Here is a 15,355-nt window from a genome sequence, read left to right on the forward strand (position 1 = left end):
AGAATCAGCTATCGGTGAAGGTGATCCGGACGGAGATCGGCGCACTCTGCAGCGCCCGGAAGGTGGCGGCGGTCAATCCGGCGAAAGCGGGGTGCGACGCGAAAGTGCGCGCGCGAGCGTCGACATCGTCGTCAGGCACCAACTGCGCGGTACCGGTGCGCCAGCGGCCGCCTTGCCGAATTCGCACCTTCGGGTCGGCGGTGATGTTGGCGGTCCATCCGGAGCGGGTGCCGTGCTGGGAGATCACCCAGGCGCCGGACTCGTCGAAGGCCGCGGCGATCGGGACCAGGCGAATCGCACCGCTCTTTCGCCCGATCGTTTCCAGCTCGGTAGCGAGCGCGGTGTCGATCCCGACGCGGCGCAGCGCACGCACGGTGGGGTTGGCGATGTAGCGTCCCACGCCACGCTCGAAAAGAAACTTGCGCCGGGCGCGCTGATCGATCTGCTCGGTCATCGTTGTAGGCCTCTCTGGTCCAGGTGCGGAGAACTTTCAGAGTTCGAGAAGTTTGACGAGGTTGGCGCCCGCGTCATCGAGCGGCTGAAGAGATTTCACGCTTCGACATTGAATGATCGCGCCTTCGATCGTGCTGACGATGACGCTGCTGATCGACGCGGCCGCAGCAGAATCCGTACCGGCCGAGATCAGGTAATCGGCCAGCCGACGGGTCCAGTCGGCGAAAACAGTCGCCGACGCCGCTTGCACGGTCGGCGAGTCGCTGCCGCTCTGCGCGGCGGCCACGATCGGGCATCCGGCGGTGAACGAGGAAGTCTCGAGTACCCGCTTCCAGACTTCGACGAGTCCGAGAACGACCTCCGCCGGTGACGACGATTCGGTGACCAGCGCGTCGATCATCGCACTGATCTGCTGCCCGGCGTGCAGAGTGGCCTGCTCCATGAGTTCGCTCTTGCCGCCGGGGAAGTGGAGATATATCGATCCTCGGGCGGTCTTGCTGTGCGCGAGCAGGTCGGTCAGTCCGGTCGCCGCGACTCCATGTTCACGCATCATGAGAATCGCGCTGCGGATGAGACGTTCTCGTGGCCCCGCCACTGTGTTCATCGGCAACCCTTCGCCATAGACCGATCAGTTCATCATACGGTATCGTCACCGAAGATAGAACGACCGGTCTATCGAGTGAGAGGGCAAGATGACAACCGCGACGCACAACCCCGAAACGCCGGATTTCGCCACCATGAGCGGCCTCGAACTGCTGCGAGCGGCGAGCACGATGCCCGATCGAGCGGGAATCGGCACGCTGCTCGGGATGCAGGTCGAGGAACTGGAATTCGGCCGGGTGTCGTTCAGTCTCGTCACCCGCCCCGATTTCGCGAACCCGCTCGGCACTACCCACGGCGGTATCTGTGCGACCCTGCTGGACTCGGTGATGGGTTGTGCGGTGCACACCGCACTGGACGCGGGAGTCGGATACGGCACGTTGGAGCTGAAGGTCAACTACATCCGATCGGTTCCGATCGACGGCAGACGCCTCATCGGCACCGGCACGACGCTGCATGTCGGCCGCAGCACCGCGACAGCGGAAGGCAAGGTGTTCGACGAGGCGGGCAAACTCGTCGCCCACGCCACCACCACCTGCATCATTCATCGCTGACGGGCAGTCGATGCCGGTCGAGGAGGCTCACGTGACAAGCGGCAGCGAGGAATGGCAGGCCACCGCCTGCATTCTGTGCGAGAACAACTGCGGAATCACCGTCAAGGTCGACGGACGGCGATTCGCGAAAATCCGCGGCGACAAGGCCCATCCCGCGTCCGCCGGGTACACCTGCAACAAAGCGTTGCGGCTGGACCATTATCAGAACGGCGGCGCCCGGATCACCGCACCGCTGCGCCGGGAGAACGACGGCACCTACACCGAGATCAGCTGGGATGTCGCGATCACCGAGATCGCCGACCGACTGCGCGCGGTGCGCGACACCCACGGTGGGGAATCGATCTTCTTCTACGGTGGCGGCGGGCAGGGCAACCACCTGGGCGGGGCATACAGCGGCGCGTTGCTGCGCGCCGTCGGCGGGCGCTATCGCTCCAACGCGCTCGCCCAGGAAAAGCTCGGCGAGGCATGGGTCGATGCCCATCTCACCGGCGGACACACACACGGCGACTTCGAACACGCGCAGGTCAGCGTGTTCGTCGGGAAGAATCCGTGGCAATCCCACGGCGTTCCGCGCGCCCGCACCGTGCTCCAGAACATCGCCAAGGACCCCGCACGCACCATGATCGTGCTCGACCCGGTGCGCACCGAAACCGCCGACCTCGCCGACATCCACCTGCAGATCAGACCGGGCACCGACGCCTGGTGTCTGGCGGCGATCCTCGGTGAGATCGTTCAGCAAGATCTGGTCGACCACGAGTTCCTGACCGCGCACACCATCGAGGCCGAGCCGGTACTCGCCGCCCTGCGCACCGTCGACGTCGACGCGTATGCCCACCTGAGCGGCGTCGATCCCGCATCGGTCCGCGCAGCCGCGCAGTTGATCGGAACCGCCGAGAGCGTGTCGACCTACGAGGACCTGGGTGTGCAGCAGAGCCCGAACAGCACCCTGGTGTCGTATCTGAACAAACTGACCTGGTTGCTCACCGGGAACTTCGCCGCACCCGGCACCATGCAGATGCACTCGTGGTTGGCGCCGCTGATCAATTATTCGCTGAAGACGAAGACCACGCCGGTGACCGCAGCGCCGATGCCCGGTGGTCTCGTGCCCTGCAATGTCATCGCCGAGGAGATTCTCACCGATCATCCGAAGCGGTTCCGCGCGATGATCGTCGAGTCCTCGAATCCCGCACATTCCCTGGCGGATTCGCAGCGCTTCCGCGAGGCGTTCGACTCCCTCGAGCTGAGCGTTGTCATCGACGTCGCGATGACCGAGACCGCTCGTCGCGCCCACTATGTTCTTCCGGCTGCGAGCCAGTTCGAGAAGTGGGAAGCGACCTTCTTCAACCTCGAATTCCCGGTCAATACCTTCCAGCTCCGCGCCCCGCTGCTCGAGCCGCTGCCCGGTACGCTGGCCGAACCGGAGATCTATGCCCGCCTCATCCGTGAGCTCGGTGTCGCCAACCCACTGTCGTTGTCGGTGTTGAAAGGTGCCTTGCGCCTCGGCCGCAAGGCGTATGGGCTGACACTGCTCGCTGTGCTCAAACTGGATCGGAAGGCCGCCGGCCTGGCTCCTTACCTACTCTACGAAACGCTGGGCCCGACCTTGCCCGGCGGGGCACGCGCAGCAGCGGTGCTGTGGGCACTGGCGCAAGGCGTCGCGCGTCGGCACCCGCAATCGATGCGCCGCGCCGGGCACGCGGACCCCGAAGCGCTGTTCACCGCGATGCTCTCAGAGCGATCCGGCGTCCATATCACTGTCGACGAACTCGACGGCGGCAGCTGGACCTACGTCCCCGAAGGCAATCGGCCGATCCCGCTGTCCATCACTCCGTTGCTCGAATCCCTGCGCGGTCTCGACCGCATGGAGTGGGCGCACACCAGCGGCGAATACCCCTTCGTGCTCTCCGCGGGCGAGCGCCGCGCGTTCACCGCGAACACGATCTTCCGTGACGACAGCTGGCGGCGCCGCGACGCCACCGGCGCATTGCGTATCAGCCCTGCCGATGCCGAGCGCCTCGGATTGGCCGACGGCGGGCGAGCACTGATCACCACCAACCGCGGCTCCGCCACCGCGACAGTCGAACTCAACGACCGAATGCAGGACGGCCACATCTCCCTGCCCAACGGTCTCGGGCTCGATCTCCCCGGAAGTGACCAGCGCACCGGCGTAGCGCCCAACGACCTCACCGACCTGCGGCGGCGCGATCAGTATTCCGCCACCCCCTGGCACAAACACGTCCCCGCCCGGGTCGAACCCGTACCGCAGACGTAACCAGGGCCGCATTCATCGATTGCGTTGTGGCGCTTCGGCATCCGCGTGCTGATCGGGGCGGCGCAGGGGTGCGCCGACGTGGTGCAGGTGTGTCAGTGCCTCGCGGTACGAGGAGATCAGCCCGGTTTCGTGGTACGGCACGCCGATTTCGGTGCAGTAGTCGCGGACGATCACCTGGGCGTGCCGCAGGTTCGGTGTCGGCATGCTCGGAAACAGGTGGTGCTCGATCTGATAGTTGAGTCCGCCGAGGGCGAGGTCGGTCAACGGGCCGCCGCGCACGTTGCGGGAGGTCAGGACCTGGCGACGGAGGTAGTCGGGGCGGTCGTCGCCGGTCAAGGTCGGCATCCCCTTGTGGTTCGGGGCGAAGATGCAGCCCATGTACAGACCGAAAAGACCCTGGTGAACAGCGAGGAACACGAACGCTTTGTCGGCGGGCAGAACCGCGAACAGCGCGGTCAGGTAGAGGGCGAAGTGGCCCAACAGCAGCGCGCCCTCCCATCCACGGTGTTTGACCGAGCGATTCCTGAGCGCACGGACACCGGCCACATGGAGATTCAGGCCTTCCAGTAGCAGCAGCGGGAAGAACAAGTACGCTTGCGCCCGCCCGATGAGCCGGGGCAGACCGTGGCTTGACCGTGCCTGCCGCTGTGACCAGACCAGAATGTCGGGCGCGACGTCGGGATCGAGCTCCTCGTGGTTCGGATTCGCGTGATGGCGGGTGTGCTTGTCCTGCCACCAGCCGTAGCCGAGGCCGATGCCCGCGTTGCCGACGATTCGTCCCACGAGCTCCGTCGGCTGTCGTAACCGGAAGACCTGGCGGTGCGCGACATCGTGCATCACGAGTGCGACCTGCGCGAACGTCACGGCCATGAACGCCGCGACCAGCAGCGTCCACCACGAATCGCCGATGAGGACGAACGCCGCCCAGCCGCCCACCAACGCGATTCCGACGAGACTGAGCCGCACGGCGTAGTAGACGGGACGCCGGCCCATCAGCCCCGCGTCGGAGATTCGACGCAACAGACGGGCGTAATCGCCGTCGGCGCCACGCCGCGGTGACCGTGGAGATGGCCCGGGGACCAGAGCAGATGTCGTCATGCCCCGAAGCTATCGGCCGGATTCTCGTCGGCCGTAATCCCTTGGTATGAGATGGAATCGGACTGCGGGGTGATATCCGAGGCTCCAGCGAGGACCCGCACAGCACCGGTTCTCGAGTTCGGTGCGCGAAATCCGAGGGTTCGACCGTGACGATCGTGGGTAAAAAGATCTCGATGCTGTTCGCGAATCCGGCGGACAACAACGTCCTAGCAGGCGTTTCACAGTGTGGAGAACAGGTTGCTGAAACTGATCGAGCTCATACGCAGACCGGCGCAGTCGACGATCCCGACCCCGCCCCCCACCGCGGCCGGGTCGCTGCGGGCAGGTGACATCGTGCTCACCACCAAGCGCAGCTACCGGGTGGTGAGCACCAGCTTCGCCGACGACGCGCGCCGCGCCGGTCGTGTGGTCGCCGACACGGTCGACCTGGTCACCGGACGGCTGCGCGTGCTCGACTTCCCCAGCGCCGACACGATGGTCACCGTCAAAACGGCATAGTCCATCAGACGGGCCGATGCCGGACGTCGGTCGGGTGTTGTAGGCGGCGGGTAGCGGATTGCTTGCCGTCGGCGGGAACCACCTTCTCCTCGACCACCTGGCGCTGATCGGTGCCGACGACACGCGTGCGTTCGACGAAGGCGATGTCCCTGGCACTGCGCACCGACAGCCGTCCCAGCGAGCTCGCGGCGAAGAACAGGATCAGCGCGCCGAGCCCGTAGAAGAACGTGAGCTGCAGCAGCGCACGCTTCAGATCCGAGGTGGCGACCGGCTCGCCGATGTCGCCCAGTCGCAGCAGCGCGGCCAGGAACGGCCCGATCACGAACCACACACCCGCTGCCACCGCCAGCCAGCCGCCGAAACTGGCGACCACCCGGTTCCGGCTCATCAGCATGAGCAACCCACCGACTATCGCGACGACACCCGGCAGCACCTGGAGCCAGCCGCGAGCGGCCGTCCAGACCCATGCCTCGTCGGGGGTGTACGCGAAATCGAAGTACGGACCGACGAACGGGATGAGTGCGCCCCAGATGCCGAGGAGCAGCACCACCAGCCCGCCCAGCGCGCCCCGGCTACGCGGAATGCGCATCCGTCCGCCCGCCCCTGTCGGGGCTTTCTCGTCGATATCCACCATGACGCCTCCGATCATCGAGAACAGACGTAGGTAGCGCATACCCCGACCCGGGCCGAATACGCACCGGATTCGAAATCATCCGATGACCGGGTAGCTCAGCTTCCTCCGATCTCGGTTTCGCCGAGGAATCCCGAGAGCTGTTCGATGACCGGGAGTGGCTGTTCTTGCTGGACCCAATGGCCTGCGCCGGGTATCAGTACGGAGCCGGCGAACCGAGCGCAGACGACTTCCGCCATCGTGCGCAGCGCGCCGGGCGATTGCCACACACCCCAGTCACACTGTCCGGCGATGAACTGCGTAGGTACCTCGATACGCGAGTCGCGCTGCGATGCGGGATTCGGCAGCGTGAGCGCCCGGTACCAGTTGAGTGCGCCCTGGAATTCGGTTCGGCCGAATTCGCGTGCGTAGAAGTTCAATTCTTCGTCGGTCAGCCATTCACAAGTGGCCCGCTGCGGTAGGTGCGGCGCAACTGTTTCCGGCATGCCGACGTCGGCGTCCATGACGTAGTACCGCGGCAGCAGTGCCAAGTCTTGGGCGGTGGATCCCGGGAGTTCCCTGGCGTCCGTGTTTCCCGGCCAGTCCGCGCTCTTCATATGGAAATACGCGCGCAGAAAGTCGGCGATCCCCTGTGGGGCCTGCGCGATGTCCGACGCGCTCGACGTCCCCGCGAAATAGTGCTGATAGTGCCTGCGCGGCGGTGACAGTGCCCGAAGCGCGCTGTCGAGGTCGGTCGAGGACTTGGGGATTCCCGCGCCGGCGAACGGCGCGCTCATCATCGTCAGCGATCGGACCGCGTGTTGGTCGCCGAGGGTGGCCCAGCCCGCGACGACCGACCCGAAGTCGTGCCCGACCAGATGAGCCCGGTCGTAGCCGAGTGCGCGAACGAGGCCGAGAGCGTCCCGGGCCAGATTGTCGGTGCGGAAGGATTCGAGGTCGGTGACATCGCTGCCGGTGGTTCGGCCGTACCCGCGCTGGTCAGGCGCCACCACGTGAAATCCGGCACCGGCCAGTGGCGCCAGGATCTTGCGCCACGAGTACGCCAGCTCGGGAAATCCGTGCAGCAGCAACACCAGTGGACGACCGGAAGTGCTGTGGCCGGATTCGAGAATATGCATCCGCAACCCGTTGACGTCGTCGACGAAACGGGACCTGACTCCGTCCGGCAGCCCCGGAAAGTCGACATCCTGGCCCATAGTGCCCTCCTCCGGCTGCGAATGTAGTTGCGCCGCATTCATACACGGGCGCGGAAGATCCGGCCAGCCGTTCGATCACCGCTCCGAACCACAGATAGGTGTAGCTCGCCACACCATCGACCCGGTGGACAGCTCGATCGAATTTCCGCGCCGCGACGACAACGATGGAGTCATGACCGAGACCCCAGCCGAGCCGACTCTCGTGGTCGACATCGTCGGAGAACCGACCGCCGCGCACGACGAACCGACCCACCCGTCACCGCGCCGGACCGGCCCGCTCGCCGCGGTGCTGCGCGCGCCGATCGAAGCCAGGACCTGGAAGGAGCTCGCCTATCTGATCCTGTCGTTCGTCCTCGGCTGCGTTGCCGTGTGCTACCTGTTCTTCGGGTTCGGCGGGGGGCTGTACGCGTCGATCCTCCTCATCGGCATTCCGTTGCTCGCGGCAGTTCTGCTCGGCGGGCGGATCTGGGGCCGGATCTATCGGTTCCTCGGCCGCGAACTGCTCGGCGCCCGGGTCGAATCACCACCGGACTTCACCAGGGCGAGGGGCTTTTTCGGCTTCCTGAAGAGCGCGTTCACCGATCGGCCGAGCTGGCGGGTCGTGCTGTTCCTGATCGCGCAGTCCATACTCGGTGTCGCGGTCGGCTACGTCGTGCTCGTGGTGATCGCGATGGTCGGATTCACGGCGATCTCCCCCATCCCGTGGGTGCTGTTCGATCCGGTCCAGGTCGACGACAACGGCATCGAGCACCACAGTCTCGCCCAGTTCGGTTCGTTCTACATCGACACGTGGCCGCGAGCGCTCGCGCTGGCCGGTATCGGCCTCGTGCTGTGTTTCGCGCTGCCGTGGCTGGTCCGGGGCGTCTGCTGGTTGCATCGGATGCTGATCGTCCACCTGCTGGCGGCGACACCGCGCGACCGGCAACTGGCGGAACTGCGTGCCAGCAGACGGGCCGCGGTCGACGATGCGACCGCAACCCTGCGCCGGGTCGAGCGCGACCTGCACGACGGCACCCAGGCTCGGCTGGTCACCATCGCCATGGCGCTGGGCAGAGCCGAAGAACGCCTGGCCGCGGGCGGGGACGCCCGCGACCTCATCGCCGACGCGCGCGCCAATTCCAAGGAGGCGTTGACCGAACTGCGCGAACTGGTACGTGGCATTCATCCACCCGCGCTCGAGCTCGGCCTCGGCCCGGCGCTGGAGACGCTCACCGCCCGCTGCGCGGTGCCCGTCGACCTGCGTGTGCACATCCCCCAGCGGCCGAGCCCGGCCATCGAGGCGATCGCCTACTTCTCCGTCGCCGAGCTACTCACCAATGTGGTCAAACACGCGCACGCGAACCGGGCCACGGTGTCGGTGCTGCCCGACAGCCTGCGATCCATCGCGGTCACCGTGTGGGACAACGGAATCGGCGGCGCACCCCGCCCCGGCACCCACACCGTGACCGGCAGCGGGCTGGCCGGACTCGCCGCCCGTGCTCTCGCCGTCGACGGCACGCTCACCGTCGACAGCCCCGCCGGTGGGCCTACCGTAGTGACCATGATCCTGCCGAACGAGGGCCCGCAGTGACCGCGGGCGGTGCCCCGCACGGACCCCTGCGGGTGGTGATCGCCGAGGACAGCGCCATCCTCCGCGACGGGCTGGCTGGGCTGCTCACCGAACGCGGACACGAGGTGGTGGCGATGGTCGGCGACGCGACATCGCTGAGCGACGTGGTCGGCGCCCACCGCCCCGATGTCGCGGTGGTGGATGTGCGAATGCCACCCACCTTCACCGACGAGGGCCTGCTGGCCGCCATCGAACTGCGCAGGAAGTATCCCGACACCGGCGTGCTGGTGTTCTCACAATGGATCGAAACCCGGTACGCGACAGAACTTCTCGCCGCCGGAGCAAGCGGCGTCGGCTACCTCCTCAAGGACCGCGTCGCCGACGTCGGTGACTTCGTCGACGCGCTACACCGAGTCGCCACCGGCGGCACCGCACTCGACCCCGAGGTGGTGAGTCAGCTGATGGGTGCCTCCCGGCAACAGGATTCGCTCACCCGCCTCACCCCCCGCGAGCGGGAGGTGCTCGAACTGATGGCCCAGGGCCTCACGAACAACGCCATCGCGACCTCACTCACCGTCACCGAGCGCGCCGTCGAAAAGCACATCGGCAACATCTTCACCAAACTCGACCTGCCACCCTCGGATACGCGCCACCGCAGAGTGCTGGCGGTGCTGCGACTCAAAGGGTGAACCGCAGAGTCTTTGATTTCCAGGTCAGTGGGTCAAGATGACCTTCACCGCTACAACGGTGGTGGCGGCGCAGCCGAGCACAACCGCCCCGAGCAGTGTCGAACGGTCAGGGCGCTCGCCCTGGAGTCGGCGGATAACGAAGACGATGCCGGCGATCCGCACCAGCATCGCCACTTCCGCGAGCACCTGGGCGGTGCGTGGTTCGATCCACCCGACGGCCGCGCCCGCGAGGATCACACAGGGCAGCACCGCCGAACTGAGAATGGGGCGTGAATCGCGCAGGTCCGTCCATCGCTGCGAGGTGGAGGGGCTGTAGCTCTGACGTACCGATTGACCGACGCTCTCGGCGAAGGCATGGGCGATGAACGTGGAAAGCGCGGTCCCGAGGACGACCGCGATCCCGACGTCCTCGGCGGACGGCGAGACCGGAATCAACGCGGCGAGGATCAGGACGTTGCCGTAGATGTACGCGGTGATCCGGCTGGCCGCGTTTCGGCGGTCGAGCGGGATGCTTCGGGAGAACAACGGCCCGTGCAGGAGCAGTCTCTTGTGTTCCATCAGTCCTCACCCGATCGTCGGCGGTGCGGCGCAGCAGTGCAAGAAGGCTCCGCCGAACTATATGCGCGGTGCCGTTCGGATGCCGGTACTGGTGCACGGAGACGTCGCGACGACGAAGGACTGCCGTCAGACAGGCCGGATCGAGGCGATACCGCAGTTCTACAAAACCGGACAAGTACGGATAGCGTCGGGAGCCGTGTCACCAGAAAATGTAGCGCAGTCCAGCCATCTCACCGCCGCCATACGGGTGGTGGCAGGTCTGCTCGTGCTCGCGTCCATCGTGCAGACGGTGCTGCGCGTATTGAATCCCTACCCGGTGGTGGCACCGCTGTTGTCCAGCGATACCTACGGGGTGCACGTCGACTTCGACACCTTCTGGAACTCGGCCGTGGCCCTCACCCACGGCATCGACATCTACGAGACTCCGGCGAAGCTGAGCAATCTCAACCCGCCGCTGGTCTCGATGCTGCTCACGCCGTTCGCCGCGCTGGATGTGGTCACGGCCTACCGCGCCTTCGCGGTGCTGACACTGCTCATGATGCTGGGCTCGGTGTTGGCGGTATGCCTGGAACTGCGGCTGCGCCCGGCTGTCACCGCACTGGCCACGCTGGCTGTGCTCGCGTCCTCGCCGCTGTACGGAACGCTGATGCTCGGCCAGATCTACCCGATGCTGTTGGTCGGGCTCGTTGCCGGGTGGATCGCGCAGCGGCGGGGGCGGCCGGTGCTCGCGTCCGTGCTGTTCGGCATCGTGGTGGCGCTCAAGCCGTCGCTGGCACCGTTATTGCTGCTCGCGGCCGTGCAGCGGCAGTGGTTGCCGTTCAAGGCCGGAATCGCAGGCGCGGCTGTCGCCTCGCTGATCGGGGTGCTCGTCGCCGGGCCGTCGAGCGCGGGGGGCTGGCTGCGCATCGCCTTCTCCGAGCCGGTGTCGGGCTGGGTGGACAACGCATCGCTGCCGGGGCTCGCCGTGCGCTTCGGACTGCCCTCCGCGATCGGGGCGGTACTCGGGCTAGCGGTGCTGGCAGGCACGCTGTGGTGGTGTGGGCGCCACCGCGACCGCATCGACCCGGGCGGCACCGCCATGTGGGCGGTACTCGCCGCGGCCCTGCTGTTCTCGCCCATCGCGTGGCACAACTACCTGATGCTGCTGTGGCCGGGCGTGCTCGTGCTGATCACGCTCGGCCGCGCCGAGTTCACCGCCATCGCGCTCGCGGTGCCGGCCTTCCCGCTGTCGTTCACCGTGGAGTTGCCGCCCCACAGCAGCGTCACCGCCGCCGTGACACACTCGATCTACTGCGCTGTCCTCGTGGGCTACTGGGTGGTTCTGGTGCGCGGAGCGACACTGTCCGCGCCGGGCTCCTCGCGATCGTCCGGCAGGGCCACGAGCAAGCCAGATGCGATCCAGCCGACGGTGTTGAACTCGATTTCATCGAGCGCCGCTGGTTGATAGTTCGTCCAATTTCACCCGGGCAACCTCGAACGCCGCATCGCGCAGCGGCGCCGCGTCACCGCCGAGGGCCCTGGCCTCGGCCGCCGCAGTGAATGCTGTGCGCATTTCCCGACCAGGTGTGGACCACACGTCGCTCCCGAGTGTCATGAACGCATGCGCAACGTGTTCACCGAGATGCACTTGACAGGCAAGCGCAGTAATTCGGCTCCCGGGGCTCGGGACTTCTGTCGCCGGAGCGGCCGCGGTCGGTGCCGGGATACCCTCGCGAAGAGCGATAGCACGAGTTCGCAACGCGAATAGGGCTGCCGCGTCGTCCGCGCTGAGGGGCGGCCACACCTTCCTGCGAAATTCGCCTTCGATGACAGCCGTGAGGTCTCCGGCGATGACGGACTGTACAAGCCCTGCTAGCGACCGATCCGATGTGCGGCCGCGTTGGATTTCGACACATTGGCGCGCTGTCCGAAGCAGATCGCGCGGCAGCCCTCCCGACCACGCGTAGCAGAACAAGCGCAGAGACGGCGGGAATCCGACGGCCCGGCTCTCGAGTATGTCGTCAGCTTCCTTCCAAGTCAGCATTTCGACGCCGATGATCGTGTCGAATGACGAGTCGAATGCATCACGCGATGTCAGCCCGCGTTGTTCGAAACTTCGTAGCGCATCTGTCGATACCGAGACCACAAAATGGACTCCCTCGATATGGAAGAGGTCCTTCAGGCTGTTCACCGTGTCGATCAGGTCATCGGTGTTGCTGATCTTGTCGAGTTCATCGATGATAATCGCGATCCGGCGGGCAGGGTTGATGATGTCCTTTTCGGCCGGTCGAACGAAGGCCAGCAGGAGTTCTCGGAGGTTCTTGACGAGGTCGGTCTGCGACAGTTCACGGTCCTTTCGAGTCCAGCTGTCCTCATCCTCGATCGTGAACATTTTCGAAAACAGGTCGAGTGTGTTCTTGCTCCGGCGGACTCGCTCCGACGTGAAACTTGTCTGGTCGAGAGCATAGTCGGCGAGCGTATCAGCCGAGCCGGCCGGCGCTGGGCGGGCCAGTCGGCGGTACGAGAAGCAGGCATACGAAGTCATCAAAAATCCCAAGAACGCGAGGAATACGCCCGTCCAGCCCAGCCCACGTAGGTCGGCGGTGAACTGCGCCGTCATTCCGACCTTTTCGGTGGCGATCAACACCAGACCAGCGAACAAAACGGCAGCACCGACCAGCAGGCGTTGGGCCTGTGTACGGACCGGTCGCCGGATCCGCCCACGACGGCGCGACCGCGAATCGGGCAAACCGGTAATCATCAGCGCAACCTCGCGATACAGCCGCCGAATGAAATCCGTAGCGTCATAGTGAACGGGCGCGGTCATTGCCACACAATGAGGCAGGAGAACCTCATCATTCTCCAATTTCCGCAGCAATGTCGACTTCCCGCTACCACGCGGCCCGGCGATCCCTATTGCCGAAGAATCATGTCCCGCAATGAATTCCTGTAGAACCGTCAGCGAGTGGGATTGAACGATTGTCGCCGCGCCGATTTCGACCAACCGTGGTGCCGTCGTTGGGAACTCGACCTTTCCTTCGGGTCCGACAACGGCGTTCACCACGCCGATGTACGCTTCCTCGATCGCGGCCGCGGCGCGTTCGTCGAACCGACGGCCCGTCGCGGCCATTTCTGCTTCGAGTTGACGCCTCTTCTCCTCATCCTCGCTGGCCGGCGCACTGAGTCGGCCGAGAAGCCCGAAGCCGACGATCACGACTCCCCAATAGAACGCCGACCTATCGGAGAAGATAGCGATCATGAGCGCCACGCAGAAAACGACGGCCATCGCCGCGTCGATACACCACGACCGAAACCTCCGGATTTTCCACCAAGGCTTTAGGTTTTCGTAATCGATCTGCGCTTTCTCCGCGTCTTGCCTCACCCGCTCGTAGTCAACATTTTCCTTGAGAGCCGGCAGCCGCTGCTCGAATTCTTCCCTGATCGGTTTCTCGTAACTCCGGTACGGATCGAACCGAGATGATTCCAACTCTTTGTCGAACATCTTCTGCAGGTAGTCGGGGTCCGTCGGGTCAGCTCCGGACGTTCCACAATCCCCGTTCGATACCGGCACCGAGTCAACCGCAACATTTCGATCTGTCTCTGCGCACACTGGACGACCTAACGTCAGGGGATTCGACTCATCCCGGGATTCGACGAGCAGGGTTCCTTGCGAAGTCGCACGCACAACTCTTCAGCACCCATCTTCCACCCCAGTCAGGTGACTGCACACATTGGACACGATCGTGTTGGCACCAGACAACACCCGCGATCGGGTCGCCTACCGCTTCGGCGCCTGCCATCAGCCCGGCTGGGTTCCCGAACACCTCCCGCACCGCTGCCGCGAACTCAGGCAGTCGCCGAGGACGCCTCCGAGTCACGCGGCTCGATCCGGTCGGTAGCCCGCAGTCGAGCGCCGTCGTAGGGCGCCCGAAGTCAGTGCGATGATTGTGAGAATGTGGTAGATCAATTCATGAAGAAATATTCTGGAGTGAAAGTTGAGGTGACCTATGGCGCGTGACGATAGCAACCACGACATAGAGACCTTCAGTCGTGAGTTGATAGAGTCCGGATTTGCAACGAGCGACTCGATCATAGGGTGCGACTCAGCAGAGATCACACAGGTCTATTCCGTCGCACCCGAAGGCTTCCCTATCCCCGACGAGTATCAGGCGTTTCTTGAATATATGGGCAAGAAGGCTGGCACGCTCTTCAGAGGAACTGACCTATTCTTTCCGCGGATGCTCGATGCCATAGAGGCGGCCGAAGACGTCTTCGGCAAGGGATTAGCGTTGGAGGGCAAGTTTTTCTTCGGTCATCACCAAGGTTATAAAGTGTATTTCTTTAAGCGCGGATCTGGTGCAGTCTATGCCTACCAGGAGGGTTCTTCCGAGGATCAAAAGCTTGCAGATGGGTTTATCGAATTTCTTCGGCAGTCCTGGCGTATCCAGCAGAAGACTCGCGAATCTACGGAAGCGATGCGTAGGGAGAGAAATCAAATGTAGGGTGTCATGAGGGAAATCGCAACAGTCCTATTTCACGAGGTCCGCACCGCTCGGTCTGTTCCCGGAATACCTCCGTGTCGCCGAGCTGCCCGGCACGGGCGCGGAAGTTCTCGATTCCGCTGTCGCCGCCAACGACCGGCCAGCTCAAGGTGAGCCAGCCGTCGCGGCGCGGTACGGCCTCCGCGAATACCCGGGAGAGAGCCCATCGAGCGATACAACGACCATGGTGGCGGCCAGGTCGTTGATCAGAGCGCAGCGGTCGGTGTCACTCTCCCCCGGTCGGCGCCGTCGCGGCGATACGGCCGACGATTCCCTTGGCGATGGAGGCGGTGACCCGGTCTGTCACCGCGCTCGTCGAGCGCAACAGCAGTTGCAGGGGCTGTTTGCCCTCTACGGCGAAGGTCCATGTCAGCCGGGTTCCCGTGGCGGTCGGGGCCAGTTCGATGTCCTCGGCGAAGCGACGGAGTCCGGGGATCGAGGCGAAGTCGACGGTAAAGGTCATGCGCTGCTGGTCTTCCCAGCGGTAGAAGCGTTCGGTCAGGGCGGCGATGCGCCCGAGGGTGACGACGCGGACCGCGCCGACGCCGAACGGTCGCGGCGAGGTCCACCGCATGCCGGTGACCAGCCCGGACCACGACACCAGTGCGTCGTCGGCGGTCAGGGCCGCCCAGACCTCCGACGGCGGGGCGGGAATGTCGAGGATGTGGACGAAGCGGTTCGATGCGCTCGCGAGGAATTCGTCGTCGGATTCGATCAAGGCGAATGACTGAGCCATG

General features: G+C 65.0%; 14 protein-coding genes and 1 pseudogene. 7 read left to right on the forward strand and 8 right to left on the reverse strand.

The window, feature by feature from the left end; all coding sequences use genetic code 11:
* Positions 1 to 4: 4 nt before the first annotated feature.
* A pseudogene (locus ACFWPX_RS07930) lies at positions 5 to 439 on the reverse strand (nitroreductase family deazaflavin-dependent oxidoreductase); the annotation flags it as partial.
* 51 nt (positions 440 to 490) lie between these two features.
* On the reverse strand, positions 491 to 1,057 hold the full coding sequence (locus ACFWPX_RS07935; protein WP_378926730.1) for a TetR/AcrR family transcriptional regulator: 567 nt from the start codon (positions 1,055 to 1,057) through the stop codon (positions 491 to 493).
* Between the two features lie 88 nt (positions 1,058 to 1,145).
* On the opposite strand from ACFWPX_RS07935, the gene ACFWPX_RS07940 reads away from it, so the two are divergent.
* Together ACFWPX_RS07940 and ACFWPX_RS07945 are read left to right on the forward strand one after the other, a co-directional pair.
* Positions 1,146 to 1,607 carry a PaaI family thioesterase gene (locus tag ACFWPX_RS07940; RefSeq protein WP_378921255.1) on the forward strand — a complete coding sequence of 154 codons (462 nt, stop codon included), beginning with the start codon at positions 1,146 to 1,148 and terminating at the stop codon, positions 1,605 to 1,607.
* 10 nt (positions 1,608 to 1,617) lie between these two features.
* The gene (locus tag ACFWPX_RS07945; RefSeq protein ID WP_378926732.1) at positions 1,618 to 3,879 is read left to right on the forward strand and encodes a molybdopterin-dependent oxidoreductase; all 2,262 of its coding nucleotides are present in this window, start codon (positions 1,618 to 1,620) and stop codon (positions 3,877 to 3,879) included.
* 12 nt (positions 3,880 to 3,891) lie between these two features.
* On the opposite strand, the gene ACFWPX_RS07950 is transcribed toward ACFWPX_RS07945, so the two are convergent.
* Positions 3,892 to 4,977 (reverse strand): fatty acid desaturase family protein, encoded by a 1,086-nt coding sequence (locus ACFWPX_RS07950; RefSeq protein ID WP_378926734.1) that lies wholly within the window; start codon positions 4,975 to 4,977, stop codon positions 3,892 to 3,894.
* A gap of 237 nt (positions 4,978 to 5,214) precedes the next feature.
* Between ACFWPX_RS07950 and ACFWPX_RS07955 the strand changes: the two genes are divergently transcribed.
* Positions 5,215 to 5,475, forward strand: a complete 261-nt coding sequence (locus ACFWPX_RS07955) for a hypothetical protein (protein WP_378926736.1) — start codon at positions 5,215 to 5,217, stop codon at positions 5,473 to 5,475.
* A 4-nt stretch (positions 5,476 to 5,479) separates the two neighbouring features.
* Here the strand turns inward: ACFWPX_RS07955 and ACFWPX_RS07960 are convergent, their stop codons facing one another.
* The gene (locus ACFWPX_RS07960) at positions 5,480 to 6,109 is read right to left on the reverse strand and encodes a hypothetical protein (RefSeq protein ID WP_378926967.1); all 630 of its coding nucleotides are present in this window, start codon (positions 6,107 to 6,109) and stop codon (positions 5,480 to 5,482) included.
* A 95-nt stretch (positions 6,110 to 6,204) separates the two neighbouring features.
* A complete protein-coding gene (locus tag ACFWPX_RS07965; protein ID WP_378926738.1) occupies positions 6,205 to 7,302 on the reverse strand; it encodes an alpha/beta fold hydrolase in 1,098 nt (365 codons plus the stop codon).
* Positions 7,303 to 7,474: 172 nt separating this feature from the next.
* On the opposite strand from ACFWPX_RS07965, the gene ACFWPX_RS07970 reads away from it, so the two are divergent.
* Positions 7,475 to 8,872, forward strand: a complete 1,398-nt coding sequence (locus tag ACFWPX_RS07970; protein ID WP_378926740.1) for a sensor histidine kinase — start codon at positions 7,475 to 7,477, stop codon at positions 8,870 to 8,872.
* A gap of 26 nt (positions 8,873 to 8,898) precedes the next feature.
* Positions 8,899 to 9,540 carry a LuxR C-terminal-related transcriptional regulator gene (locus tag ACFWPX_RS07975; RefSeq protein ID WP_378921349.1) on the forward strand — a complete coding sequence of 214 codons (642 nt, stop codon included), beginning with the start codon at positions 8,899 to 8,901 and terminating at the stop codon, positions 9,538 to 9,540.
* Between the two features lie 24 nt (positions 9,541 to 9,564).
* On the opposite strand, the gene ACFWPX_RS07980 is transcribed toward ACFWPX_RS07975, so the two are convergent.
* Positions 9,565 to 10,098, reverse strand: coding sequence for a hypothetical protein (locus ACFWPX_RS07980; RefSeq protein WP_378926741.1), 534 nt, complete (start codon positions 10,096 to 10,098; stop codon positions 9,565 to 9,567).
* Positions 10,099 to 10,294: 196 nt separating this feature from the next.
* On the opposite strand from ACFWPX_RS07980, the gene ACFWPX_RS07985 reads away from it, so the two are divergent.
* Positions 10,295 to 11,542: a glycosyltransferase family 87 protein gene (locus tag ACFWPX_RS07985; RefSeq protein WP_378926742.1), complete on the forward strand. Its 1,248-nt coding sequence runs from the start codon at positions 10,295 to 10,297 to the stop codon at positions 11,540 to 11,542.
* Here ACFWPX_RS07985 and ACFWPX_RS07990 read toward each other — a convergent pair.
* Positions 11,522 to 13,579, reverse strand: a complete 2,058-nt coding sequence (locus ACFWPX_RS07990; RefSeq protein ID WP_378926743.1) for a P-loop NTPase fold protein — start codon at positions 13,577 to 13,579, stop codon at positions 11,522 to 11,524. The genes ACFWPX_RS07985 and ACFWPX_RS07990 overlap by 21 nt on opposite strands.
* Before the next feature lie 505 nt (positions 13,580 to 14,084).
* Here ACFWPX_RS07990 and ACFWPX_RS07995 point away from each other — a divergent pair.
* Complete coding sequence (locus ACFWPX_RS07995) at positions 14,085 to 14,579, forward strand: SMI1/KNR4 family protein (protein ID WP_378926744.1); 495 nt, start codon at positions 14,085 to 14,087, stop codon at positions 14,577 to 14,579.
* A 265-nt stretch (positions 14,580 to 14,844) separates the two neighbouring features.
* On the opposite strand, the gene ACFWPX_RS08000 is transcribed toward ACFWPX_RS07995, so the two are convergent.
* Positions 14,845 to 15,354, reverse strand: coding sequence for an SRPBCC family protein (locus ACFWPX_RS08000; RefSeq protein WP_378926745.1), 510 nt, complete (start codon positions 15,352 to 15,354; stop codon positions 14,845 to 14,847).
* Position 15,355 lies beyond the last annotated feature (1 nt).

Source organism: Nocardia sp. NPDC058518 (genome assembly GCF_042719655.1).
In the GTDB taxonomy this organism is placed as follows: Bacteria; Actinomycetota; Actinomycetes; order Mycobacteriales; family Mycobacteriaceae; genus Nocardia.